Origin of the sequence: Natronorubrum daqingense (assembly GCF_001971705.1) — an archaeon.
Taxonomy (GTDB): domain Archaea; phylum Halobacteriota; class Halobacteria; order Halobacteriales; family Natrialbaceae; genus Natronorubrum; species Natronorubrum daqingense.
The window spans coordinates 420055-443409 of record NZ_CP019327.1 but is presented as its reverse complement, the minus strand read 5'-3'; the positions used below and the strand labels follow the sequence as shown (position 1 = coordinate 443409).

The 23355-nt window shown below is 61.5% G+C and carries 26 protein-coding genes and 1 tRNA gene; 9 read left to right on the top strand and 18 right to left on the bottom strand.

Translation table 11 applies throughout. The features are described from left to right. Positions 1-63 precede the first annotated feature (63 nt). Both BB347_RS02165 and BB347_RS02160 read right to left on the bottom strand, forming a co-directional pair. Complete coding sequence (locus tag BB347_RS02165) at positions 64-1095, bottom strand: phosphate uptake regulator PhoU (RefSeq protein WP_076578845.1); 1032 nt, start codon at positions 1093-1095, stop codon at positions 64-66. A gap of 103 nt (positions 1096-1198) precedes the next feature. Further along, positions 1199-2308 (bottom strand): ATP-NAD kinase family protein, encoded by a 1110-nt coding sequence (locus BB347_RS02160; RefSeq protein ID WP_076578846.1) that lies wholly within the window; start codon positions 2306-2308, stop codon positions 1199-1201. 155 nt (positions 2309-2463) lie between these two features. On the opposite strand from BB347_RS02160, the gene BB347_RS19760 reads away from it, so the two are divergent. After that, entirely contained in the window at positions 2464-2589 is a 126-nt protein-coding gene (locus tag BB347_RS19760; protein WP_257787631.1) for a hypothetical protein, read from the top strand. Positions 2590-2610: 21 nt separating this feature from the next. On the opposite strand, the gene BB347_RS02155 is transcribed toward BB347_RS19760, so the two are convergent. Further along, a complete protein-coding gene (locus tag BB347_RS02155) occupies positions 2611-3297 on the bottom strand; it encodes a competence/damage-inducible protein A (RefSeq protein ID WP_076578847.1) in 687 nt (228 codons plus the stop codon). A 208-nt stretch (positions 3298-3505) separates the two neighbouring features. Here BB347_RS02155 and BB347_RS02150 point away from each other — a divergent pair, with 208 nt between their 5' ends. The 5 genes from BB347_RS02150 to BB347_RS02130 all read left to right on the top strand — a co-directional run bounded on the left by BB347_RS02150 (position 3506) and on the right by BB347_RS02130 (position 7393). Next, positions 3506-3862 (top strand): winged helix-turn-helix domain-containing protein, encoded by a 357-nt coding sequence (locus BB347_RS02150; RefSeq protein ID WP_076578848.1) that lies wholly within the window; start codon positions 3506-3508, stop codon positions 3860-3862. A gap of 311 nt (positions 3863-4173) precedes the next feature. Further along, positions 4174-4662, top strand: coding sequence for a 6-pyruvoyl trahydropterin synthase family protein (locus BB347_RS02145; protein ID WP_083687688.1), 489 nt, complete (start codon positions 4174-4176; stop codon positions 4660-4662). Position 4663: 1 nt separating this feature from the next. Continuing rightward, positions 4664-5449, top strand: coding sequence for a 7-carboxy-7-deazaguanine synthase QueE (locus BB347_RS02140; protein ID WP_076578849.1), 786 nt, complete (start codon positions 4664-4666; stop codon positions 5447-5449). A gap of 12 nt (positions 5450-5461) precedes the next feature. Next, positions 5462-6193 carry a 7-cyano-7-deazaguanine synthase QueC gene (gene queC, locus BB347_RS02135; protein WP_076578850.1) on the top strand — a complete coding sequence of 244 codons (732 nt, stop codon included), beginning with the start codon at positions 5462-5464 and terminating at the stop codon, positions 6191-6193. 69 nt (positions 6194-6262) lie between these two features. After that, positions 6263-7393, top strand: a complete 1131-nt coding sequence (locus BB347_RS02130) for an ATP-binding protein (protein WP_076578851.1) — start codon at positions 6263-6265, stop codon at positions 7391-7393. Positions 7394-7505: 112 nt separating this feature from the next. Here BB347_RS02130 and BB347_RS02125 read toward each other — a convergent pair whose 3' ends face one another. From BB347_RS02125 to BB347_RS02100, 6 genes are all read right to left on the bottom strand, one after another. After that, entirely contained in the window at positions 7506-8735 is a 1230-nt protein-coding gene (locus BB347_RS02125; protein ID WP_076578852.1) for an iron-containing alcohol dehydrogenase family protein, read from the bottom strand. 130 nt (positions 8736-8865) lie between these two features. Next, positions 8866-9507: a 30S ribosomal protein S3ae gene (locus BB347_RS02120; protein WP_076578854.1), complete on the bottom strand. Its 642-nt coding sequence runs from the start codon at positions 9505-9507 to the stop codon at positions 8866-8868. After that, positions 9500-9835 carry a KEOPS complex subunit Pcc1 gene (locus tag BB347_RS02115; protein ID WP_076578856.1) on the bottom strand — a complete coding sequence of 112 codons (336 nt, stop codon included), beginning with the start codon at positions 9833-9835 and terminating at the stop codon, positions 9500-9502. The genes BB347_RS02120 and BB347_RS02115 overlap by 8 nt, the downstream gene beginning before the upstream one ends. Beyond that, positions 9832-11022 carry an exonuclease gene (locus tag BB347_RS02110; RefSeq protein WP_076578858.1) on the bottom strand — a complete coding sequence of 397 codons (1191 nt, stop codon included), beginning with the start codon at positions 11020-11022 and terminating at the stop codon, positions 9832-9834. Before BB347_RS02110 ends, BB347_RS02115 begins: the two co-directional genes overlap by 4 nt. Positions 11023-11031: 9 nt before the next feature. Further along, a complete protein-coding gene (locus BB347_RS02105; protein WP_076578860.1) occupies positions 11032-11499 on the bottom strand; it encodes a 30S ribosomal protein S15 in 468 nt (155 codons plus the stop codon). 478 nt (positions 11500-11977) lie between these two features. Continuing rightward, positions 11978-13600: a long-chain-fatty-acid--CoA ligase gene (locus BB347_RS02100; protein ID WP_076578862.1), complete on the bottom strand. Its 1623-nt coding sequence runs from the start codon at positions 13598-13600 to the stop codon at positions 11978-11980. A gap of 295 nt (positions 13601-13895) precedes the next feature. On the opposite strand from BB347_RS02100, the gene BB347_RS02095 reads away from it, so the two are divergent. Continuing rightward, a tRNA-Ala gene (locus BB347_RS02095) sits at positions 13896-13967 on the top strand. 213 nt (positions 13968-14180) lie between these two features. Here BB347_RS02095 and BB347_RS19535 read toward each other — a convergent pair. Further along, positions 14181-14438, bottom strand: coding sequence for a hypothetical protein (locus BB347_RS19535; RefSeq protein ID WP_236995979.1), 258 nt, complete (start codon positions 14436-14438; stop codon positions 14181-14183). 374 nt (positions 14439-14812) lie between these two features. Here BB347_RS19535 and BB347_RS02085 point away from each other — a divergent pair, with 374 nt between their 5' ends. Continuing rightward, a complete protein-coding gene (locus tag BB347_RS02085; RefSeq protein WP_076578866.1) occupies positions 14813-15847 on the top strand; it encodes a restriction endonuclease in 1035 nt (344 codons plus the stop codon). 120 nt (positions 15848-15967) lie between these two features. On the opposite strand, the gene BB347_RS18905 is transcribed toward BB347_RS02085, so the two are convergent. Further along, positions 15968-16555, bottom strand: coding sequence for a hypothetical protein (locus BB347_RS18905; RefSeq protein WP_139326958.1), 588 nt, complete (start codon positions 16553-16555; stop codon positions 15968-15970). Between the two features lie 84 nt (positions 16556-16639). Further along, entirely contained in the window at positions 16640-17026 is a 387-nt protein-coding gene (locus tag BB347_RS02075; protein ID WP_076578868.1) for a hypothetical protein, read from the bottom strand. Positions 17027-18084: 1058 nt separating this feature from the next. Between BB347_RS02075 and BB347_RS02065 the strand changes: the two genes are divergently transcribed. Next, entirely contained in the window at positions 18085-18396 is a 312-nt protein-coding gene (locus tag BB347_RS02065; protein ID WP_076578871.1) for a HalOD1 output domain-containing protein, read from the top strand. 193 nt (positions 18397-18589) lie between these two features. On the opposite strand, the gene BB347_RS02060 is transcribed toward BB347_RS02065, so the two are convergent. From BB347_RS02060 to BB347_RS02035, 6 genes are all read right to left on the bottom strand, one after another. Continuing rightward, the gene (locus BB347_RS02060) at positions 18590-18736 is read right to left on the bottom strand and encodes a DUF1328 family protein (protein ID WP_076578873.1); all 147 of its coding nucleotides are present in this window, start codon (positions 18734-18736) and stop codon (positions 18590-18592) included. A gap of 323 nt (positions 18737-19059) precedes the next feature. Further along, complete coding sequence (locus tag BB347_RS02055; RefSeq protein WP_076578875.1) at positions 19060-19446, bottom strand: helix-turn-helix transcriptional regulator; 387 nt, start codon at positions 19444-19446, stop codon at positions 19060-19062. A 202-nt stretch (positions 19447-19648) separates the two neighbouring features. Further along, positions 19649-19879 (bottom strand): SelT/SelW/SelH family protein, encoded by a 231-nt coding sequence (locus BB347_RS02050; protein ID WP_076578877.1) that lies wholly within the window; start codon positions 19877-19879, stop codon positions 19649-19651. 65 nt (positions 19880-19944) lie between these two features. After that, positions 19945-20757 (bottom strand): 5'/3'-nucleotidase SurE, encoded by an 813-nt coding sequence (surE, locus tag BB347_RS02045; protein WP_076578879.1) that lies wholly within the window; start codon positions 20755-20757, stop codon positions 19945-19947. Positions 20758-20823: 66 nt separating this feature from the next. Beyond that, on the bottom strand, positions 20824-22467 hold the full coding sequence (locus tag BB347_RS02040) for a small ribosomal subunit Rsm22 family protein (RefSeq protein WP_076578881.1): 1644 nt from the start codon (positions 22465-22467) through the stop codon (positions 20824-20826). Continuing rightward, positions 22464-23261, bottom strand: coding sequence for an NAD(P)-binding domain-containing protein (locus BB347_RS02035; protein ID WP_076578883.1), 798 nt, complete (start codon positions 23259-23261; stop codon positions 22464-22466). Before BB347_RS02035 ends, BB347_RS02040 begins: the two co-directional genes overlap by 4 nt. Positions 23262-23355 lie beyond the last annotated feature (94 nt).

Here is a 23355-nt window from a genome sequence, read left to right as displayed (position 1 = left end):
CGAAACACCCACAGCAGATCGGCCCCCTCGAGAGTTCCTTTCTCGAGAACGATTTGAGCGACCTCAGTTGATCGTCGTGTGCTCGGACTCTTCGTTGAGCGCGAGGTTGGCGGCAATTTCGGCGTTTCGCATGGCGTACTGGGCCGTTTGCTGTAGGCTGACGAGTACCTCGCGGACGCGGAGCAAGTCGTCGTTCGACAGCTCCGAGAGTTCGTCGAGAATTTCCTTCTCCCGGTCGGAAATCTCGTGGAATAGCGCTCGGACCTGATTCGACTTGTCGTAGTCGCGTTCGACGGCGGCTTCGACGGCGATCGACGTGATCTCGTCGACCAGTTCGTTTAACTCCCGGATGTCGCGCATGACCGAACTATCGACGTTCAGCGTGTGTCCCTCGGTTTCGATGACAATATCGGCGATGTCCTCGGCGTTGTCGGCCGTCAACTCGAGGTTCTTCGCGATCGATCGGTAGCCGATCAGCGGGAAGCCGGTGTTGAGCCCGACTGCGCGCGCGAGATTTGGATTCTGGTAGGCCGTGAAGATCAATCGAAGCAAGAGGACGAAGATCTTGTTCGCCTGGCGCTCGCGGTTGAGCGCGCGCTGGGCGAGATCGGGATTGCCGTGGGCGAGTGCCTTGATCGCCTCACCACGCATCGTCTGACCGGTTCGCTCGAGGCGTTCTAAGAGGTTGTCGAGCGTGAAGTCCTCCGGGTCGACCGAACAGCGAATCGAGATGCTCTCGGGTGTTTCCTCGATGACGCCCAGACCCATCAACTGGGTTTCGGCCTGATAGACAGCGTTGATGTGTTCGGACTCGAGCGCGCCGTCTTCGGTGTCGATTCGAATGACGCGCCGGCCGAGGACGTACTGTGCGACGATGGCTCGTTCGACGGCGTCGGCGTCGAGGTCGTCGGCGTGGATGATCGCCTCGGTCTCTTCCGAACTCGCCGACTCGGGCATGACGGTGAGCGTTCCTTTTCCGCTCGTTCGAAGGGAGACTTCGTCTCCTTTCTCGACGTCGTGTTCGGAGGCCCACTCGGCGGGGAGGGTCATGGCGAGCGTCGATGGTCCCAGACGCTGGACTTTCCGCGTTTCCATACGAGACCCCTAGCCGGGACCGACCTTAATCTTGACTATATGGCCATTATATCTGATTCGGATAGTTATATGGTTCATTGGAAGCTCGATTCTCACACCATCCTTAAACAACGTGCACGAGACGCGTCGTAAATCGCCCCGTTCGAACGCGTTGCCAGCCACGAAGTTCATCGTTGAGGTCTCGGTCATCCGTATCGACGTGCAACGCGTCTATTCCGTCGAGTTTCGCCCCCGAGGCGACGATGTCGACCTCGTCAGCGCGCCGGATTACGGCCGGCGAGAGCTGTTGATTCCCCCGACCGAAGAGGAACCCCTGCCCGCCGATGGGCGAGACGACGATCGTGACCGGGCCGTCGACCGACTCGAGGCACTCGAGAATATCGTCTTCCGTGGCGTCTCGGGCCAGCACTTTCTCGTCGTGCCAGATATCGACGCCGAGGGGAGACGGGTCGATACCGAGTTCCGATTCGATCGCACCGACGGTTCCGCCGGGACCGAACACGTACGCTCTCTCGGGGTCGACCTCCCGTGCGAATCCCGCCGCCAGCGAGTCGACGTTGCCACTCGAGACCTGCTTGCTCGATTGGACGTCCGACGCGACGGGGACGGGAACGACGGCCCGTAGCTCGGTGCGAACCTCGCCCTCCCGGTAGGCCGCTTCGTCGATGTCGTTGACCTCGCGGGTTTCGACGCGGTCGAACTCGGCCGCGATTCGACCGGCGTCGGCGGGTGTAACGGCGAACACCGACGAGTAGATTTTGACACCGGCAGGAACGCCGAGCATGGGCGTCGACGCGCCCGCGTCCTCGAGTACCGTCGCGACGTCGACGGCCGTCCCGTCGCCGCCGACGAACAGGACGAGGTCGACTCCCTGGCCGAGGAGGGCCTCGACGGTCGCTCGCGTATCAGCCGCGGACGTATCGGCGTCGGCGGGACCGACGTCATCGCTCACGTCGGTTTGTGGTCCGGAAACGACGTGTGGATCGAGCCCGACGTCTCGAGCGACCGTTTCGCCGAGGACCCCCGCACCCGTGTAGACCGCGGCCTCGGGCGCTCGACGGGCAAACGCCTCGAGTGCCTCCCGTGCGCGATCCGGTGCCCTCGCTTTGGCACCGCGTCGGCGCGCTTCCTCGAGTTTGCCGTCAGTTCCCTTCAATCCCACTCGACCGCCCATCCCGGCGATCGGATTCACGACGACACCGAGCGACTCCATATTCGATGGTAGGCGTGGCCCTCGCAAAAGCCGTGTGGTGTTCTCACGCAGTTTCCACGTGGCGGGACGGGGTCACCTCGAATGACTGCTACCGAGCGACGACGATGTCAACGTCTTTCTGAAAGATTAAGAGGGATGGGAACCCACCGCGGAACATGAACCAACTCGCGTTCGTCGTACTCGAGGCAGAGACGGAACTACCGATGGAGATCGCCGGCTGGGGCGTCCTGGCACTGAGTCTGCTCCTCACGATCGGCTGGCTCGTCTACTTTTACCGATAATCACGACACGACGCCCTCACCTTACTCGGCTTCGTCGACGCGCTCGCGAAGCCACGTCGTCGCCTCCTCGAGCGTCGCCTCGTCAGTGCTCTCGAGTGCCAGTCGAACCGATCCGCCCGGATAACTGCCGACGGTCACGTCGAATCGTTCTCTTACGGCCGCGATTCGGTCGAGAAGCGCACTCTCTGGCTCGTCGACGACGATTTCCTCGCGGTACGTGGTCGTCCCCGTAAACTCACTCGCGACGGACTCGAACATGGCTTTCATCTCGGAGGGGACCCCGGGCAGAACGTAGACGTTCTCGAGAACGGCACCGGGCGCGACGCCGACCTCGTTGTGAATTGCTCGCGCACCCGTCGGCAGGTCAGCCGTGCCATCGGTCAGGTCGCCTCGAGAGTAGCCGTCGTCCGCGAGCCAGGCGATCGCGTCCGCGTGTTCCTCGAGGTCTCGCTCGAGGGCGCTCGCGACGGCGGCCATCGTCACGTCGTCGTGCGTCGGGCCGAGTCCGCCGGTGACGACGACGGCGTCGTACGCCTGCCGGTACTCCTCGACGGTGCGAGCGATGTCTTCGGTTCGGTCGGGAACGGTGGTGACTCGTTCGACCGAGACGCCTCGATCGTTCAGTCGCCGACAGAGCCAGGTAGCGTTGGTGTTCGTCGTCCGCCCGGCGAGTAGTTCGTCACCGACTGTGAGGACCGCTGCGTTCATACCGGCTGGTTTGGGCTCAAACATCAAACGAGTATCGAGGAGTCGCCCACCCCGCTATTGAATGCTGTTAGGAGCGCGATACCGTGTTATCACTACCCAGCGTCCGCGCGCAACCGATCCTGTGTCACCAGATAACAAATATTACAATACGTGATAGTCACAATATAACCACAAGATTAAATTCTGATAATTCTCTATAGAGTGAACGATGTCTCATAGTCGGAGGGAACGAACCGAGTCGGACTCGAATACAGTCCTCTCAGCACTCGGCAACAAATACAGCGCAGAGATCCTCTGTGCTGCAGGTTCACCGAAATCAGCACAGGCTCTCAGCGAAGATATCAAAATCCCGATTGCAACGTGTTATCGTCGGATCGAAGAACTCGTCGACGCCGGGCTCTTGACATGTGAGGGACGGCAGCTCTCGGAGGAGGGGCGACGAACGAACATTTACCGACGAACGCTCGACGAAATCGAGGTCGACTTCTCTGACACCGAGCCCCAGTACTCACAGAAGCGACGAACGGAGGCCAAAAACCGGCTTCACGATCAGCTTCACGAGTAAGGGGCGTCGAAGACACGAGTGTCAACGGGTCGGGCTCGCGGCGATCAAATTCGCTCGAGATGTGGTAGCGACACGCAAACGAGGGGCGCGGGAGACGGGGAGGACCGTGTGCGGCGAGGTGCACTCGGTTCGAGGGAGCGATTGACTATTCCAGACGGTTCCAGTCCAGACTTCGATTTGAGTCGAAACATCGCGTGTACAACGGAACGGGTCCCTATCTCGCAGACACCGACGCGACTCGAGAAATCCGACCGCCAGTACTCACGGCGTCGGTTGATCATCCTTAAGTAATCCTGTGATAATACCATGGTATGAACGAGAGCGGAGAGTCGGGAGGTCGCCGTGGCGGGACCGACACCGGTCAGAGAATATACTCGGTCACCGGCACGGAGCGAGTACTTTACATCGGGCGCGAACGACCGATCAGAATCAGTACCGGGCACCGGATTCTACACCACGACGGGAAGTGTTCGCGGCCCCACGGCCATAACTACGAGGTCACCGTCAAACTCGTCGGCGAACTCACCGAAGAAGGGTGGGTTGCCGACAAAGGGGATATTACCGAGGTCATCGACGAGTGGGATCACATGTTCTTGCTCGAGGCGGGCGACCCACTCGTCGACGCGTTCGAGTCGGCCGGTGACGACGACGCCCTAATCGTCCTCGAGCACCCGCCCACGGCGGAGGTCATGAGCGTCGTCCTCGAGGAGAAACTCGAGGCCGCCCTCCCCGAGAACGTCTCCGAGATCGCGGTCCAGGTGAGCGAAACCAGCGAACTCTGCGGAGGGAGCGCGTTCTGAGATGCCGGTCTCAGATTCAGTGGATCGAGACGACTCGCCCGAGGAAGTCGGGTCGGGTGACGGGCTCCCGATCAACGAGTTGTTCTGCTCGCTCCAGGGCGAGGGACGTCTCGCGGGTGTTCCCTCCGTGTTCGTCCGAACGAGCGGCTGTAACCTCCGGTGTTGGTTCTGTGATTCCTATCACACGTCCTGGGAGCCGACACACGCCTGGATGGACCTCGACACGATCCTCGCGGAGATCGAGTCCTACGAGAACGCTGATCACGTCGTCTTGACGGGCGGCGAGCCACTAATACACGAAACGGCCGTGGACCTCCTCGAGGAACTCTCCGCGCGCGGGTACCACACGACCGTCGAGACCAACGGCACCGTCGCCCCCGACGCGCCGATCGATCTCGCGTCGATCAGCCCGAAACTCGAGAGCAGTACGCCGACTCCCGAACGCGCGCCAGACGGCGTCGATGCGGGCCAATGGGAACGGCGACACGAGGCCGACCGAATCGACCTCGAGGCGCTAACCAGCCTCGTCGAAACGTTCGATTTCCAGTTGAAGTTCGTCGTCACCGACGACGGCGACATTCCGGAGACCCTCGACCTCCTCGCGGAGTTGCGTGCGGCGAGTAACGCTCCGATCCGGGACGAAGACGTCCTCTTGATGCCCGAAGGGGCGACGCGTGAGCAACTCGCGGACACCCGTACTCGAGTCGCCCAACTCGCGATCGAACACGGCTTTCGGTACACGCCTCGATTGCACGTCGACCTCTGGAACGACGCCCCCGAAACCTGAGTGAGCATGCCCATGACCAACCGATCAACCAACCAACCGACCGACGAATCGACCGCTAAACGCGCCGTCGTCCTCCTCTCGGGGGGAATGGACAGCGCCACCGCCGCTGCCGTCGCTCGAGCCCGTGGCTACGACCTCTACGGGCTCCACACCTCCTACGGCCAGCAAACCGAAACGCGCGAACTCGAGTGCGCCCGTCGTCTCGCCGACGCGTTCGACCTCGCGGACCTCTTGCGAATCGAAACGGGCCATCTCTCCGCCATCGGGAACTCGAGTCTCACCGACGACGAACTGGCCGTCGAAGACGCTGACCTGGAGAGCGACGAGATTCCCTCGTCGTACGTTCCATTCCGGAACGCCAATCTGCTCGCGATGGCCGTCTCCTACGCGGAAGCCAACGACTGCGAGGCCGTCTTCATCGGCGCGCACAGCGAGGATTTCGCCGGCTATCCCGACTGTCGTCCCGCGTTCTTCGAGGCGTTCGAGCAGGTGGTCGACGTCGGAACGAAACCCGAGACTGAGATTTCGATCGAAGCGCCGTTCGTCGAATGGTCGAAAACCGACATCGCCGAGCGGGGTGACGACCTCGAGGTACCATACGAGCATACCTGGAGTTGTTACCGCGAAAACGAGCCCGCCTGTGGCACCTGTGATTCCTGTGCGATTCGACTACAGGCGTTCCAGAACATCGGCGTTCGAGATCCGATCGAGTACGACGAACGGCCGTCGTACGCAGAGAACTAGCAACGACTGGGAGGTTTACTTAACACCGTTCCCGAACGACTAATAGTTACTCTTTCCTCTACCACGACGATGGATCGCTGGAAACGAGTGCTCTCTTCAATCGGTCCGAGGACCGTTGTTATCGGTCTCGGCGCGTTCTACATCGTTTTCAGTCTCGTCTGGGGCTCCGTTCGGGTCCAGGGCGGAACGCCAGCCGGAAACGTGGTAGTCGTCTCCTCGCTGATCGGCCTGCTCGGCGTCGCCCTCGTCTACGGCGGGTTGGCGTTGTCGAGAAGCGACATTCGGCCCGAGTTCTATCCCGACGTCGCGGGCTGGACGCTCGTCGGATTCGGTGCGATGCTCGGCATGCTCGTCGTGTACAATAGTCAGCCAGCCGATAGCATTTCGAATCCGGCCCGGGCGATCCTCTTTCTCACGTCGTTCAGCAGTCTCGCCGGATTCGGGGTCGGGATCTACGACGCACGAGCGAAGACGCGAGCAACCGAACTCGAGGAGACAGTAGCAAAGCTCGAAGCCTCGAACGAGCGACTCGAACAGTTCGCCTACGCCGCCTCCCACGACTTACAGGAGCCACTTCGAATGGTCTCGAGTTACCTGCAGTTGATCGAGCGTCGATCCGCCGACGAGCTGTCGGCGGAGACTGAAGAATTTCTCACCTTCGCGGTCGACGGCGCAGACCGGATGCGACGGATGATCGAGTCACTCCTCGAGTACTCCCGGGTCGAAACCCAGGGCGAACCACTGTCGCGCGTAGAGTTGGATCGAGTCCTCGAGGGCGTCCTCGACGATTTGCACGGACCGCTCTCGGAGAGCGATGTCGAGGTCACCATGGACTCGCTACCGGCAGTCACCGGCGACGAACGGCAGTTGCGGCAGGTGTTCGAAAACCTGTTGACGAATGCGATCGAGTACGGGGGCACTGGCCCGACGACGGTACACGTCTCCGCCACGCGAGACGGTCCCTGGTGGAACGTTACCGTCGAGGACGACGGAATCGGTATTGCGCCTGACGATCAAGAACGTATCTTCGACGTGTTTCAGCGGCTTCACAGCCGTGAGGACCACCCTGGGGTCGGAATTGGTCTGGCACTCTGTGAACGAATCGTCGAACGCCACGAGGGCCGGATCAGCGTCGAGTCCGAACTCAGCGAGGGGTCGACGTTCTCAGTCACGCTCCCGGTAATCGATACTGAGCGCTAAAGCCCATCCACCTTCCCTAATCCGTGTGTCCCGAAATCGGCCCACAGCGACGCCCTCTCGAGCCGCCACCGACGATCGGATCCGAATCGTCGAGACTGCGTCCGTCGACTGCTCACCACGCTCGCTCGAGGATTCCGTCGATGTCGTCGACCGTCGGCTCGAGTCCCGGCGGCGTGTTCGCCATCAATCGGTCGCTTAGAATGTGGGTCGCAACGGCTTCGAACTCGTCGGGTTCGGGTCCGTCGACGTTCCGCAGGCATGCGGGGAGTCCGAGTGCGTCCCGAATTTCGGTGACTGCCTCGACGACTGCACTACCGTGATCGGCCGCATTTTCGACGCCGAGGGCGTCCGCGAGCATCCCTGCTCGAGCGTCGACGTCGTCCTGTTCGAAGAGATACTCGAGGACGTGAGGAACGACGACGGCGTGAGCGGCCCCCTGCTGGACGCTGTACGTTCGTGTGAGACCGTGTCCGAAGGCGTGGACGATCGAGAGCGTCGACCCGTCGGCGCGAGAGATTCCGTACTGGACGAGGACGATTCCCTCGAGAAGAGTCTGATACGTATCGATATCCCGGGCACCGTCACCGAACGCGCGTAGCCCGTCCGCGAGTTTCTCGAGACCGTGTCTGGCCGTGGCGTCGGTTACCGGCGACCCAGCGGCCGAGTAGAGCGTCTCGATGCCCTTGTCGAAGCCGTTCATCGCCGACCCAGCGAGGATGGTCTCCGGCGTCGTCTCGAGCATCGTCGGGTCGTACACTGCGGCTGCAGGCATGAGTCCCGGATGTGAGATCCCGCCTTCGACGACGGTGTCGACCAATCCCGACTCGGGTCCGGCAGTGACCCCCGCGCTCATCGAGAGGTCGGCCCCGGCGAGCGTCGTCGGGACGGCGACGATTGGCACCAGCCCCTCGTCCGGAACGGTGATCGTCTCCGTCCGGGCGAACTCGTCGGCAATTTCAGCCGTCGGACGGTCGCTCGCCGCGAGGACGCTCGCCGCCTTCGCCACGTCGAGGCTACTTCCGCCACCGAGGCTCACGAGCACGTCCGCTCGCTCCGCCTCGAGGCGCTCGAGGGCGTTCGCGGCCGTCGCAAGGCGTTTTTTCGGCGTCGTTTCGTCGAAAACGCCCACTAATCGGTCACCGATTCCGTCGGTAACCGGGCCGATCACGTCCGGTGTCCTACCGACGGTCGAGCCACAGACGACGAGTGCGCGTTCGAAGCCGTTGGCCGCGAGTTCGTCCTCGAGGTCGTCGACACAGTTCGGGCCGAGTCGGATCGTCGATGGCTCGTACTCGAAGCGCGTCGTCGGCTCCCGTCCGTCGGTAGCATCCACTGGAGTCATAGACGCTCGTTCGTGGGGAGCCGTGTTAAATGCGAACGAGTGGGGGTGGGGATCTCACTCGAGGGGAGCAACGGCTCTCCGTCGCGTGATGTGTCCCAGTAGAAAAAACGCCTCGCGTTCGGTCGTCGCGTTAGTCGTCCGTGGCGACGTCTTCTTCGTCGACGTCGACCGCGGTCGCTTCCTCTTCGGCGACTTCCTCGGGTCGGGCCTCGAGGGTCGCCTTCTGGATCTCGACGCGGCGAAGCGGGTAGATCGTCTTGGCCTCGCCGTAGATGCCCGAGGAGAGTCGCCCTTCGACGACGCTGTCGATGAGTTCCTCGAACGTCCGCTCGGCGGCGGCCTCTTCGATCATGGCGACCATCTGTTCGCGGATGGCCTTCTCCTGGCTCGCGTCGGCCTTTTTCGTCGTGAAGGCGACGGGCTGGATCTGGACGCGGTAGTCGTCCGTCGTGAGGACGGTGACGTAGGCCTCGATCTTCGAGGCACCGCGACGGACCAGCGAACGCAGGTAGTCTCGAGTCAGCGAGTGCTCGATGAACTCCGTGTACGCCGAGTCGCTGCCGACGTCGGTGACCTTGAAGGTCAGCTTCGTGTTGTTCTCGCTGGCGTTGTTCGTCAACTCGCCGAGCGTCGTTTCGACGGTTCGGTCGTAGACTTGATCCGGTTCGTCAGCGGGTGTCTCACCGAGTTCCTGCCGGTCGAATTGCTCCGGTGCCAGGATGGTGTACCACCGCTTTTCCTGTTTTGCGCGTGAAACTGATCGTTCACTCATTGTTGGTAGTATCGTGTTCGTGTTCGGACGCGCACCCCGCGTCCATCGGTTGGTCGAACTGTTCCTCTCGAGTGGCGTCTGCGACAGTCATCGCGACCTCGAGATTGACCGCGTAGTCGTCGACGTTCGAGTGGAGCCCACCGGTCGTCTCGCGTTCGATACGCGTGCGGACGGTGTCGTGGGTGTCGTCGGTAGCCGACTCCTCGCTCGAGGACTCAGCGTCCGTCTCGACGACGGTCTCCATCTCGTCCGTATTGCCCGGGCGGAGTGCCCGAGCGACGACGTCGGCGTCCTCGTGCGTCGTTCGAATCGTCGCGCGTCGACTCATCGTAACGCCCTCACGATTTCGATGATCGTCGACTGGTCCACGTCCGGGTCGTATCTGAGATAGCCACGGCGATTGGCGCTGTCGTAGGTGACGCCCGCAGCGCCCGTTTCCTTGAGGTCTCGCGTGATCGCCTCGAGCGTCGCGCCGAGTGCGTCGTCGCCCCGAGTAGCGATTGCCGCTTCATCCTCGGCGACGACGAGTACGGTCGGCTCCGGCGAGCGAAACGAGACGGCGAGTCGAGCGACCGCTTCGACCGGCCCGTCGTCGATACCGAGGACGAACAGACCGTCGTAGCGACCGGTCGACGCACCCTCGAGCGACGTATGCGCACGTCGGCCGTATTCTCGCCAGGCGGCGAGTGCCGGCTCGTGTGCGTCGTGACCCATCGCGAGCGCAGCGCCCGTTCCCGGTTCGGTCCGGGCCGTCGCCTCGAGCACGTCGGCGTAGCCGCCGACGGTTTCGAAGGCGTGCTCTGGCGTCGCGTAGGGGCGAAGCGCTCGCTGAATCGTCTCCGCCGCAGCGTCGACCGCGCGGTCGTCGCCGACGACGTCGAGAGCGACGGCAGACCCGATCGCTCGGTAGTCGTCGTCGGCGAGCGAGTCGGGGTCGTCGAGCGCCACGTCGAGGTCGTCGAGAGCGGCTCGCGTCGCGTCCGGGTCGCCCGACCACGGCGCGGCGACTTGCGTCGAATGCGCGCAGCCGCCGACCGGATCCGCACTCGGCACCGCAAGTCCGGGTCGGCGTTCGACCAACTCGCGTTCGCGTGCCGCCTCGAGAATCCACTCGCACTCGCCGGCTCCCGGCTCGACGCCCGCGGCCACGAGGCCGGCGAGTGCGAGGACGGGATCCGGCGACGCCTCGAGGTCGCGAACGACCTCGAGTGCAGCGAGCGTGGCCGGTCGATCGTCCGTCTCGAGTCGCGTCACGTCCGCATCGACGGCACCGACGGCGATCGTAGCGTCGTCGGCTGTCGGGTCGCGGTCATTGACGCGGTCGGTTCGATCCGCGACGGTTCGCCCGATGCTCACCTGATACGGCGTCTCGCGTGCAGCGAGTGCTCTCGCGAGGAGCCCACTCGCCGCGAGTGCGTCCCCGTCGGCTCGCGCCACGAGGTGGACGAAGCTCGCGCTCTCGAGTGCGCTCGCAGGGGCGGACGACGCGGTTTCGGATCGACCCTCTGTGGACATGTCGCTGTGTTACTCGTCGACGATCTCTTTCGCAACGTCGAAGGAATACTCGAAGTCCGCCTCGAGTTCGTCACCGCGGTAGTATTGAACGAGACGGCGGACCTTCGACTCGGTGTTCTGCAGGGCGCGTTTGTTCTGGTAGTCCTGCTGGTTCTCCTGGATGTGCTCGCGCAGGCGGACTGCGCGCTCCATCAGGTTGTACAGATCCTCGGGAATCTCGGGCGTCGCGTCGTTCTCCTCGAGAATCGTCGTGAGCTTCTTCCCGGTGGCCAGTTTGACGTCGGGAATCGGCGTGCCCGTGACACCTTCGTCACGCAGCTTCATTCCGATCTGGCTCGGTTCGTAGCCCTGCTCTGCCAGTTCGACGACGCGAGATTCGATCTCCTCGGCGTCGACGTCGCTCCACTCCGGCGGTTCGTCTGCCGCTGGCTTGTCCGATCCGGACGAGCCTCGGCGGCGGGTATGCATTCGTGCCATTGGTGAGGATAGGAACCGCACTGACCGCTCGTGTATGAAACAGTCGACAGTCGACTGTCGGTGCACTTCCGCAATCCCAAGCCGTCCGAAAGAGTGGACGGCGCCGTCAGATTTGCGGCCGTGCGCTTCCCGTTGTGTCGTCTCTCTCGAACGGACTAAAGGGTTTCTAGACTGGAATCGGCGAATTCTCGAACCTCCCAGATGGTCCTCGAGAGCAGACGATCCTCGAGCGTCGGTTACTGTCCCGCAAACACCACGAAAGCCCTTTCATTCCCACCAGTACCGGCTGGCCGGTCGTGCCACCGCGGGTGGGAATGAAAGGGGCTGTCGGCCTCCGGGAAGACGGGCGACGCAAGCACCGCAGGACGAAGTCCGAGGAGCACAGCGAGCCCTTCGACTGGAGGCCGACAGGGGCTTTCGTGGTGTTCTCGGGTCCGATAGTTTCGAAGTAGTGTGAGGCTATCAGGCTGTCAATCGATCACTGTTGTCCCACGCGCGTCTCCTCTTCGTCCCAGTACTCCTCGCGGAGTTCGTACTTCTGGACCTTTCCGGTCGCCGTCTCGGGCAGATCGTCGACAAAGTCGACGCTCGAGGGTTTCTTGTAACTCGCCAGACGCTCGCCGACGAACTCGAGGAGGTCGTCCTCGAGGCGGTCCGCGTCGTCGGGGTCGTCGCTTCGCGGAACGACCACCGCTTTCGGGGTCTCTCCCCACTGTTCGCTCGGGACCGGGACGACGGCGGCCTTTCCCACGTCCGGGTGGTCGTAAAGAATGTCTTCGAGTTCGATGCTCGAGATGTTCTCGCCGCCGGAGATGATGATGTCCTTCTTGCGGTCCTGGATGGCGACCATGCCGTCCTCGTCCATCGTAGCAAGGTCGCCGGTGTGGAAGTACCCCTCGAGGCGTTCGGAGAACGCTTCCTCGGTGATAGCTGGCTTGTTGAGATAGCGATCCATCACCTGGTTGCCCCGGACGACGATTTCGCCGATGGTCTCGCCGTCGCGGGGGACGTCTTCTCCGTCCTCGTCAACGACGCGAACGTCTGTACAGAGGGTCTGGCTGCCTTGCTTGATTTTGAGTTCGCGACCGCGCTCGGCGAGTCGGCGCGGCGAGTTGCTCGTCGTGATGATCGGCGCCGTCTCAGTGAGGCCGTAGATGTGGATGATCCGCCAGCCGAACTCGTCCTCGACGGTCTCGATGGTGGCCGTCGCGGGTGCGGAGCCGGCGGTCGCGATACGGACGTCGCGGTCACCCGTCGTCTCGAGGTCCGAACGGTCCTCAGCGTACTGAATAAGATTGTTCAGCACCGTCGGTGCACCGCACATGAAGCTCACGTCGTACTCGCGGACGCGCTCGAAGACGCCAGCAGCGTCGAACGTGCGCTGGCAGACGTGACTCGCGCCGGTGCCCGTGATCGCGTAGGTGTGGCCCCAGCCGTTACAGTGGAACATCGGCAGGGTCCAGAGGTAGGTGTCGTCGTCCCGGATCTCCATGTGTTGGTTGAGCACGAGCGCGTGCCAGTGTTCCGTGCGGTGGGTGCGGACGACACCCTTCGGATCGCCCGTCGTCCCCGAGGTGTAATTGATGCTCGCGTCGTCGTCCTCGCTGACCTCCGGGCGGTCGGGTTCCGTCGCGGGCTTGCCCTCGAGGACACCCTCGTAGTCCTCCCACGAACCGTCGGAGGCCCCCTCGATCTGGTCGGCCTCGTAGCCGACGAACGTCGTCGCCGGAATCTCCTCGCGAATCGCCTCGATCTTGTCGGCGTAGTCGTAGTCCGCGATAACCGTTCCTGCCGCGCAGTCCTCGAGGATGTAGGCGTACTCCTCGGGCTCGAGGCGGTAGTTCAGCGGAACGAACACCGCACCCAGCTTGTTCGTCGCGTACAGCGTCTCGATGAAGTAGTGCGTGTTCGGTGCTAAAAGGGCGACACGGTCTCCCTGCGTGACGCCGCGGTCTTCGAGGGCGTGTGCGAGCTGATTCACTCGGTCGTCGACCTCCTCGTACGTGTACTCGGTCCCGTCGTGGGCGACGACGCCGGTGACGTCGCCGTAGTCGTAGACCGCGCGCTCGAGGAAGTCCGTGGTGAGCATCTCCCGTTTCATCGTGTGTTCTGATAGCACCGTTCACGTTCTGAGTGAAATGGTTACCTCCAACGGGTGGTCGACTCGAGGAGTGGTGGCACCGAATGGTCAACAGCAAATCCGTGGCTAGCGAAACAGCCGACCCAGTCCCGGTAGTAGGCGATACTCACACAACTGCCTGCGATGGGTGTTGACTCACACGGACTGGACGTGAGCAGTTCCTCGAGCGAACCGCGTCTGTCTGATAACTCGAGTACTGCCTCGAGTATTTCGAGGGGTTTATCTATTCCCCACGGAAATACTGCAATGCGAACGAGGGCTCGTAGATCAGAGGTAGATCACTCCCTTGGCATGGGAGAGGCCCCGGGTTCAAATCCCGGCGAGTCCACTATTCTGCGGCGCGAACAAATTCGTGAGCGCCACAAATTTTCGTCGAAGACGGGATTTGAAGCCCCGGAAGTCGCAGCGCGAGCGAAGCGAGCGACCGTCTTCCTATGGGTTCAAATCCCGGCGAGTCAACTACTCTTACTCGATTCACAAGCGCGTGAGTCCCGCCAATTACCGTCGAAATACGACCACGATATTCGTAAATGGGGACCTATCATTCATCTATCTTGTTTTTCCGACCTCGAGAATAGATCCAGACGGCAATGATGGCACAGGTTGCGACCACTCTCGAGACGTCGGTGGTCGGCGTCGCTGGATCGACGAGTGTGGCACCGATGGCGACGAGACCGATGAGAACGACGAGCGGAAACAATACTTTCTCGCCGGTCGTCAGACCCTGCCAGAACGATGGTGTCTCCGTCGGTGCTCGAGGTGGCTCAATTTCGGGCTGAGGGTCGCAGTCAGTACACACCACCGGATCACCGTTCAGTTCCTGATATCGAGAGGGCTGTAGACGCAACCCTCGGTTGCACTGATAGCAGACGGTGTGAATCAGACAATCAGCGCAGAACGGATCGGCCCCGTATCGCCGAAAATACTCCGTGTCGACCTCGAACGAGTGCTCACAACGGGTGCACTCGACCTGTGCGATACTCATAGCCAGCCATTGAAGTGACGAGGTACTAAAATTACCTATTGACTTGTAAATCTTTTACTATGATATTTTACTAACCCTGGACGCAGAAAAAACACACAGTATACCTTGGAACCACGACAGGTCTGTGACCGTCTCGAGGACTTTCCAGAGGAGAACACATAACTCGACACGATACACTAGCGGTTCGTATGAAACGGTTGCTCCGCTACGTCTTTTATCGCGAGTTCTACCGGCAGCTTCGGGATTTGACCCGAGGTACGAACTCGAGCGACGAGTCGGAACGCACCGACGGAACCACCCAACCCGCCGGTCGATCCTCGCCAGACACTCCGTCCTCCAACACCGAGGTCCCCTTCGATGACGGTCCAGTCGAGAGTCCCGAACAGCTTCAGGCCGTGCTTCAGCAGATGGATCCCTACGACTTCGAGCATTTCGTGGCCGACCTCTGGGCGAAGATGGGGTGGCAGACTGAAGTCTCGTCGGAAGCTGCCGACCAGGGAGTCGACGTCGTCGCCACCAAAACGACGCCCTACGACCAGACGACGCTCATTCAGGCGAAACGCTACGGCCCGAACACGACCGTCGGCTCGCCGGAAATTCAGCAGTACGCGAGCCTCAAAAATCAGTACGACGGCGTCGACAAGGTCGTCGTCGTTACGACCAACGAATTCACTGCCCAGGGGCGAGAGTTAGCCCAGCGACTCAACGTCAAACTCGTCGACGGCAGTGATCTCGTCGACTTGCTCGGCGAGAACGAGGCCGCCGAATTGGTGGCGGAGTACCTCGAGTTCGTCTCATTGAACGACGACCAGTCGGCTACTCGAGAAGCGTCAGAAACGCACACAGATCGATCCGAGCCACGGGCCGATCCCGGACACGAGCAACCCACCGCTCGCGCTTCGCCTCCCCCGTCGTTCGTCCCCGAAACTCGCTGGCGAACGGTCATCGGGGCGGCGACGCTCGGGTGGATCGTTTCGGTCGTCTTTCTCAACGTCCTCCCTGCCGGTATCGGCGGATTACTCGTGCTCGGTTCGTGGGTTGCACTTCCGATAGCACTCTACCAGGACAGCAAGGCGCTCAGTCCACACACCGACTGGCCGAAGTACACGTGGGTATACGTGCTCGTCTCGCTGTTTTGGATCGTCGCCATCGTTCCCGGTGTCGTCTATCTCTGGCGACGACGAAAACTCGAGCAGCAAGCGGGCGAAACGCCGGCCGATTAATCAATTTGGTGATGCTTGCGTCGAGACACCGCTCGAAGTCGCTTTTTGATCAGTACGTCAGTTCGCTACGACCACGAATCAGTAACTGAACGCCGTCAAAAACAGTGCTCGTCAACGCAATTAGTTGGGTTTTGCAGTGATTTCGTAATACACATCCGTTGCAATCGTTACGTCAAACATGACCGTTAGCTCGTCGTCAGATGCGATGTATTCGACTTTCTCACCTGGTTGCTCGAGTGATTCATCGTCGGACTCAGGATACGTCAATTTTATTTCACCCTCACCAGATTCACCATTATTTCTTATCGTTGCACCGTATGATGCTGCTTCCGGAACCATCCCGTACTCAACCCATTCGCTTGGTGGTTCACCATGGATTGACTCTTCTCGTCGTTCGTCCCGATCAAAGTGCCATGTGCGTGCAACGTCGAACTCGATGTCTGGATTATCTTGGGGCTCAATACTCGACGGATCGGGAGCAGATTCATCGAGGAACCAAAATAATCTAGCGGTAACATTTCCACTGTGGACCTGGTTTTGGATTGTTCCAGAAACGCTCCTATTAGATTCAGTAATCGAAACCATTCGTGGATCCGGATGGACCAACTGTGTTACTTCTAGGTCCGGTTCATTCACACCGAGACAGCCAGCAATAGGCAGTGTACTGGCGACCATTCCCCCCGTCATCAAAAATGCCCGTCGGTTCACACGTTCCGTTTAAATGGAAAATAAATAACCGTTCTGGCCACCTAATTGCGAATCGTCAGGCGACACGATTCCGAGTCGAACCGGTTACTCTCGAGTGCGTTCCGCTCGCTGCTCGGCTGCCTCGATCTTCTCGTCTAGCTTCTTCAGAACGACGTACTTGAAGTCGTCAGGCATCTGGCCGTAGTCGATGTCAACGGTGAGCATCGCGTCGCAGTCGTCGACGATTTCCGGGGCCCACTTGCCCTGGGCGAGTTTCGATTCGTCGGTGACGACGGCTTCGCCGTCTTCGACGTCGATAAACGCCGTCACGGTGTTCCAGATATTCGGGTTGCTGGTCGTCGCCTCGTCGAACAGTCCGTCGAGTCGTCCGACTTTGATCGGTTCGTTCGCCGCCTCCGCTCGGAGGTCCTCGAGTCCCTCGATCAGTTCCTCGTACTCCTCGGCGGGGCGGTCAGTATCGTCGAGGATCATCGACACCACCTCGAGTCGGTGCGTAGACGCATTACTAGAGGACCGCAGGGCTGGCGTACTAAGGCTTCCGTCCTTCGTTGTCATCGAGATTCGAGGAGAAACGAGACGACAGACGTAACACGGAAGTGGCGGGCACGGGGCTATCCAGTAACCAATCGTCCCGAGTGTGAATCGTGATCGACTGAGAACGAACGCGGGTGGAATTGGATACTCGTCACTCCATCTCGGTGTCTGTCGGCGACTCGGTGTCTGTGGGTGAGTCGATGTCCGTCGGGGACGCAGTATTCGTCGGTGAGTCGGCGTCGGATGGAGATTCGATATCGAGTGATGATTCGTCGTCGACGAGTTCGAAGGACTCTCCGCCACAAGAACATCCTTGTTGGCCGATGATTCGGATATCACCGTTTGGCCACTGTCGGGCTGCATACACTGAGCTACACGCACCACATGCGGCAAGCACACGTGATACGTCGTCGTTGTGCGCCATTGCTACGCTGTTGGATAGAAGAGGACCAGAATGAATGTTTCTATTTGGAAAATTGTTGCCATAAGAGTAGAAGGCAAAACGCCGTCTGCGAATTCCCAATGAATCGAATGATTATGTATTGAGGTCCCTCAGCACGTTCATCTGCCGAGGAGGGTAGGTCTGTGATCGTAACGAAAACCGATACGATTCTGCCCCCCTGATAAGTCTACCCCCGGTAAATTGTGTCAGGGACGACGTACTCGTTTACAAGCGAAGAATCGACTCCCTGTAGTGACTACTTAGTTAATATTGGTCCGATAGTCGACGTTTCTGTAACGATGACCAGTCAGTTTCTGGGCTGTGGGCGTGGAGTCGGGTACGCGGGGGTGGACGTGCCACGACGGCTCGTCTCACGACAGCAGCCGACAGTATGCCCTCCAGAGCGTATACGGCCCTACGAGTGGTTGATGATGGTCACTCGAGTCCGATCGACGGAAGGCGACGTCGCCGCAATCGAGTGGGGAAGTTGGGGACTCGACGGCCTGCCGAATCGGGAAAACGAACGGCGAGTATCGATTGGAGGTGTCTGTCGATGACGTCGCATACGCGTCGACACGGTGGATCACTGGACCACGAGGAACAGATTATCATCGACATCGTCGAAGCACTTGCCGAGGCCGACCGACTCGAGTTAGAGGAGGTCGAATACACCCTCTACGAGTACATCAATCCGACGATATTGAGCGAGCTGGCGGCCTGTAACACCGGAACGTGGACGTTTCGATTCGACGTCGCCGATCACGAAGTGACGGTAACGAGTGACGGCCGACTGTTCGTCGATGGCGTCCTCTGTCGAACCGACCTCGCGCTCGAGCGCCAGTCGTCGACCTGTGCGTACAGCTAGCTCGAGTCCCACCGTCGATGTACCGTGTTGGAGGCCGTCAACTAGCTATCGGTTTGGCTGATAGGGGTGGCTCACTGACCGCTGAACAGTGCACGCTATTCCGACCGCTGTGACCGACCGACCGACCGGCGACGTCGACCCTGATTTCCGTGTCCAGAGTGCAGCGGCGATCGCCCCCTCGCCCACTCGAGTGCTACAGCAGCAGCGAGATGATGGCGAGGACGAGGAAGATCAGGACGAGCCACTTTGCGATGGACATACTCAACCCAGCGACGCCACCGGCACCGAGTGCGCCGGCGATGAGCGCGATTACGAAGAACAACAGTGCGAGTTCTAACATACCGTTACCGTGGTTTGTTCGAGAGAAATGAATTGGGCCTTAATACGCCGGAGTGGGGGTGCATCGATTGCCTATATCGATTTTCCCCGTCCTTGGACCGTGGTATCTGTCGATCTTCATACCACTTCGTTCGGCAAATAGACCGATACTCACGACTGGGATTTGTCTCCGCGACCCGAGATACGCGAGTTGCCTCCGAGACGAGAACACTGCTCGCGCTCGCTCGAGACACCTCACCGAGGGAGTCGGTCAGCGCAATCGCTACTCGAGTCGGAGAAACGAATCGTACTCGTGACGGTCTCGCGTACGTATTGACGGCCGACTCACTCGTTGAGATGCGAGCGATAGCCTTTCGGTTCGAAACCACGCCGACAGATGACCCGCTTGCGGCCGACGGTGATCGCACTGACCTGGCCGTCGTCTTCCATGTTGTCGATGACCTCCTCGAGGTAGGTGTCGTCCCACCCGGTCTCCTGAAGGACGGTCGATCGGTCGACGCGACCGCCGCGTTTGACGAGCAACCTGAGGACTTTATCCTCGTCTGGAAGGTCGTGTTCGTCGACGCCGTATTCGATCTCCTCCGCGTAACTCAGTGTTTCGTCGCTCGAATCGTCCGATTCGCCTGCTGTGGAGTTATCGTCTCCCGATTGTCCAGTCGAGGTGGCCGACCAGACCGACGAAAGACGTGTCCAGAGTGTTTTGAATACCATTGTCGATCACCAGCGGTGAAATTCCTCGCAGTGTGTGCGCGCATTTGCCTCGTGTTCCTGTCTCATTTCTTACTACTCTCGCTCGCGGCTCAGTATGGTATGACTATCGTAATGCTACCGTCGTCGAATAGCGACGACCTTGCGACCCGCAAGTCAGTTATCACATTCCCGAAGCGATTCCGATGGCCGTCTCGGACTCGAGTCATAGTCGAGCACGCACCCGACGAACGATTTCGTCGATATCGTATGCGCTCTCGCTCTTCTCGTAGACGAGTTCGTCGTCGACGCGGACGGCAAAGATTCCGTTCACACCGGTCCGCAGCGTCACTGACTCGAGTTGCTCGCCGAACGTCGATAACAGCGCGTGTTGGAGCGCCTCGGCACGCTCGAGGAAACCACAGGGGACGCAGTATTCGATCTCGACGCTCGTCATACGTATCGCTTCACCATCCCGATACATATCAGTTCGGTAGTGGGTGCCTTCTGCACATCGAACCGCTACTGTTGGCGTGCCGGCGACCCAACGGATTCGTGATACGTTTCCGCGAGTGCGCTGAGCGCGTCGTGGTGGTTCGTCGAGTGTGGGGCGGTCAACGGCGAGATACTGATTCGGCCCTCAGCGACGGCTCGACGGTCTGTCCCCTCTGGATCCGGAATCGTCTCGGGATCCATGGACTCCCAGATGAGGTCTTTCATGTGAATCTGGGAGCCATCGCGTTCGGCGTCCATCTCGTAGCGTTTCGAGGGGTCCGTGATATCGACCGGAGCAGGGTCGCCGTCGGCGATGGGTACGTTGACGTTGAGATACGCCGCGTGGTCGAAGACGCCGACCTCGAGTGCGTGCTCGGCCAGGTACGTCGTGATTCGAGTGGCTTCCGCGTACGCGTCTGGCTCGAGGGCGACCTCGCCGAGGGGCGTGTCGTCGATGGGGACGTACATTGAAGTCGCAATGGCGGGCACGTCGAAGAAGGCAGCCTCGACGGCGGCGCTGATCGTTCCCGACCGACCCAGGACGTACTCGCCGAGGTTCGCTCCTTTGTTACAGCCCGCGACGACCAGATCGGGATCGGGGCAAAGTTCGGCCATTCCGGCGACGACGCAGTCGGCGGGCGTTCCGTGGACCGCGTACCCGAGTTCGCGCTCGTCGACGTCGACCTCGTGTGAGATCGATCGTCCGCAGGCGCTCTGGTCCGTCGCCGGGGCGACGACGGTCACGTCCGCGGTAGCCGCCAGGGCATCGTGGAGCGCCCGGATTCCCGTGCTGTCGATCCCGTCGTCGTTCGTCAACAGGATCTCGAGGGAGTCGCTCATACCACTCGAGTCGAAGGCGGGTACGAAAAGCCCACCGCTTTGTCGTACCGACGGTATCTGCCACCGTCAGCCGATTCGGTCGACGATCGTCTGCTCGTCGACGACCAGGTTGTACGCCTCCTCGTCGTCGTTCCAGAGCGCGAGTACCTGTTCGAACGTGCAGACTTCGCCGTACTCCGCTTCGAGCAGCGGCCGATTGAGCGACGTTTCCGACGTGAGGACGGCGTAGTGGTCGGTCGACTCGCTACCGTCGCTGATCTTGAACAGCGGATTCGTGCTCGAGGCGTCGTACCCGCTATTCTCGTCCTCGCTCAGCGAACGGCTGAGTTTTGCGGCGGCGATGTCGATTCGATTGGTCACGTGGCGCTCCATTTCGGCCATCTTCGCCCAGTCGCTGGTCTCGAGGGCGACGTCGATTCGTCGCGTTCCGTCGAGACGCAACAGGGAAGACGAAAACTGGACGTCGACGTTGACGAACTCGCCGGGTGCGTGCTCCTCGTCGTCGCCCGGCGTCGCCTCGTCGAGTTTTCGCTGGAACGACGGCACCTCGAGGTCCGGTCGCGCGTCGAACGACCAGCCCCGATCTGTGGGCCGCTCGCCCGGCCAGAGTCGAACCGTGGGGCCGTAGACGGTGACCAGTCCGCGGCGGTCGGCGTCACCGTCACCGTCACGGCGGCCGTCCGTTCCACCAGCCTCGGGTCGATCGCCATCGTCGCTTTCGCCACGCTCTCTCGCCCCGTCCTCAGCGGCTCCCAGTTGGGCTGGCGACCAGACGCGGTCGTCCTCGAGGTCGCGTTCGACGGCTCGCAACTGCGTGCTCGTGTTCTTATCTGCGGGAGCCATCGCGAGCAGGGTGCCGTCGGGCGCGAGCCACTCGAGCGCGTCGCGCGCGACGGCGGTCGGATCCTCGAGTTCGCTCAGCACGTTCGCCGCGAGAATGAGATCGAAGCCGTCGTCCGGGGCGGTCGGATCGAATCTGTCCGAGTTTCCTCCTTCATCACCACCGTCCTCCCCCACGACGTCGGTCGGGTCGAACGACTCGATGGTGGACCGGTGGATCGTCGCGTGTACGTTTCGGCCGGTCTCCTCGAGCAACGACTCGAGGACGTCTGCCGCGGCACTCGGCTCGACGGCGTGGTACTCGAGGAGGGCGTCGTCGGGCAGGTACGAACAGAGGCCGAGGGCGGGGCCGCCGACGCCCGCGCCGATGTCGAGCACGCGCAACCGTCGCCCGAGGAGGCCGCGTTCGGCCAGGTCGTCGAGGGCGTACTGGACGGCGGCGTAGTATCCCGGTAGGTGGTAGATCGCGTAGCCCGCCGCGACGTCCTCGTCGTACTCGACGGGGTCGCGCTCGAGGTAACTCGCTTTGAACCGTCGGATCGTCGAGCGGAGCAAGTCCCCTGTCGCGTCCTCGTGCCAATTGACGCCGTAGCGCTCGACGAGCAGGTCCTCGAGTCGGCGTTCGTAGGTTTCGGGAACTCTCTCGACGGGTCCGCGATTCGGCTCTACCGGCTCGTCGTCGACGGGAACGAACGTCTCGTCGTCTTGTTCGAGTAGTCCGAGGCTCGCCGCTTCCTCGCGGAGGAGTTGGCGAACGACTGCCGGGTGCGGGTTGCCCTCGATGTACTCGCAGATCTCCTCGGGATCGACCGGGCGCACGTTGCGCAGGTACTTCGCGTTCGATCGGACCGCGTCGCGCTGGTCGCTCATACGCGATCACCGTCGCCCGAGTCGGCCGTCGAGTCAGCGTCCCCGAACTCCGGAGAGTGCCACCGTCGAGACGCCTCGTCGTACAGCGACTCGAGTTCCGCGGGATCGGCCTCGGCAATCTCGGCAGCAGCACGGGCGACGGCGTCGGCACCGTCGAAGGTGTCCTGAATGTCGGCGTACACTCGCGGCGTGCCGTCGGTAACCCGCTCGGCTAAGGTCCGAAGGCCGTCGTAAATCGGCGTCTGGAATCCCTCGGGAACTGGATCGGCCGCCAGCGCGAACGAGAGTACGGCGGCGTGCGTCGCGGCCTGCACCGATTTCATCGCGTCGTCGTGTTCTCCCGCCGTCGTCTCGAGGAGGTCGTTTCCGCGGCCCTCGAGGTCGGCGAGCAGCGCGTCGATCGTCGATCCGGCGTCGTCGCGAACCACCGCGATCGAACCCGGTGCGCGCTCGGGTGCGAACAGCGGGTGGAGACTCGCGCGCTCGATGTCGGGTGCCTGCGTCGCCATCGCCTCGAGTGGGGGCCCCATCACGCCCGAGACGTCGACGATCGCGTCGTCCGCTCTCCCGGCGTGAGTCGCGATCGCATCCGTCGCGTGAGTCATCGGCACGGCGAGACAGACGACGTCGTAGCTGTCCGTCTCCTCGAGGGAGGCCGTCTCGGCGTCGGTTCCGACTGCATCGGCTGCGGCGGTTGCGGCGTCGGCGTCCACGTCGGTGAACGTGACCGAGGCGTCGATCGCCCGGCCGAACCACGTCCCCATCGCCCCCGCACCGACGATCAGTACGTCCATCGGTCGCTCTTACCGCCCGGCGTCGCAAAAGGCGTTCGATCGATTGTCTCGCGTGAGTGTCCGTGCAGTTGGTTCGGTTGCAGGAGGGCGTTCA

Coding starts and splice junctions, on each gene's coding strand:
- BB347_RS02115 (WP_076578856.1), bottom strand. CDS start 9,835: ATGAGTCGACGCGCGACGATTCGAACGACGCACGAGGACGCCGACGTC.
- BB347_RS02150 (WP_076578848.1), top strand. CDS start 3,506: ATGTCTCATAGTCGGAGGGAACGAACCGAGTCGGACTCGAATACAGTC.
- BB347_RS02130 (WP_076578851.1), top strand. CDS start 6,263: ATGGATCGCTGGAAACGAGTGCTCTCTTCAATCGGTCCGAGGACCGTT.
- BB347_RS02065 (WP_076578871.1), top strand. CDS start 18,085: ATGACGTCGCATACGCGTCGACACGGTGGATCACTGGACCACGAGGAA.
- BB347_RS02120 (WP_076578854.1), bottom strand. CDS start 9,507: ATGAGTGAACGATCAGTTTCACGCGCAAAACAGGAAAAGCGGTGGTAC.
- BB347_RS02100 (WP_076578862.1), bottom strand. CDS start 13,600: ATGAAACGGGAGATGCTCACCACGGACTTCCTCGAGCGCGCGGTCTAC.
- BB347_RS02125 (WP_076578852.1), bottom strand. CDS start 8,735: ATGACTCCAGTGGATGCTACCGACGGACGGGAGCCGACGACGCGCTTC.
- BB347_RS02050 (WP_076578877.1), bottom strand. CDS start 19,879: ATGACGAGCGTCGAGATCGAATACTGCGTCCCCTGTGGTTTCCTCGAG.
- BB347_RS02085 (WP_076578866.1), top strand. CDS start 14,813: ATGAAACGGTTGCTCCGCTACGTCTTTTATCGCGAGTTCTACCGGCAG.
- queC (WP_076578850.1), top strand. CDS start 5,462: ATGACCAACCGATCAACCAACCAACCGACCGACGAATCGACCGCTAAA.
- BB347_RS02145 (WP_083687688.1), top strand. CDS start 4,174: ATGAACGAGAGCGGAGAGTCGGGAGGTCGCCGTGGCGGGACCGACACC.
- surE (WP_076578879.1), bottom strand. CDS start 20,757: ATGAGCGACTCCCTCGAGATCCTGTTGACGAACGACGACGGGATCGAC.
- BB347_RS02110 (WP_076578858.1), bottom strand. CDS start 11,022: ATGTCCACAGAGGGTCGATCCGAAACCGCGTCGTCCGCCCCTGCGAGC.
- BB347_RS02140 (WP_076578849.1), top strand. CDS start 4,664: ATGCCGGTCTCAGATTCAGTGGATCGAGACGACTCGCCCGAGGAAGTC.
- BB347_RS02055 (WP_076578875.1), bottom strand. CDS start 19,446: ATGGTATTCAAAACACTCTGGACACGTCTTTCGTCGGTCTGGTCGGCC.
- BB347_RS19760 (WP_257787631.1), top strand. CDS start 2,464: ATGAACCAACTCGCGTTCGTCGTACTCGAGGCAGAGACGGAACTACCG.
- BB347_RS02160 (WP_076578846.1), bottom strand. CDS start 2,308: ATGGAGTCGCTCGGTGTCGTCGTGAATCCGATCGCCGGGATGGGCGGT.
- BB347_RS02075 (WP_076578868.1), bottom strand. CDS start 17,026: ATGATCCTCGACGATACTGACCGCCCCGCCGAGGAGTACGAGGAACTG.
- BB347_RS02040 (WP_076578881.1), bottom strand. CDS start 22,467: ATGAGCGACCAGCGCGACGCGGTCCGATCGAACGCGAAGTACCTGCGC.
- BB347_RS02105 (WP_076578860.1), bottom strand. CDS start 11,499: ATGGCACGAATGCATACCCGCCGCCGAGGCTCGTCCGGATCGGACAAG.
- BB347_RS02165 (WP_076578845.1), bottom strand. CDS start 1,095: ATGGAAACGCGGAAAGTCCAGCGTCTGGGACCATCGACGCTCGCCATG.
- BB347_RS02060 (WP_076578873.1), bottom strand. CDS start 18,736: ATGTTAGAACTCGCACTGTTGTTCTTCGTAATCGCGCTCATCGCCGGC.
- BB347_RS02035 (WP_076578883.1), bottom strand. CDS start 23,261: ATGGACGTACTGATCGTCGGTGCGGGGGCGATGGGGACGTGGTTCGGC.
- BB347_RS02155 (WP_076578847.1), bottom strand. CDS start 3,297: ATGAACGCAGCGGTCCTCACAGTCGGTGACGAACTACTCGCCGGGCGG.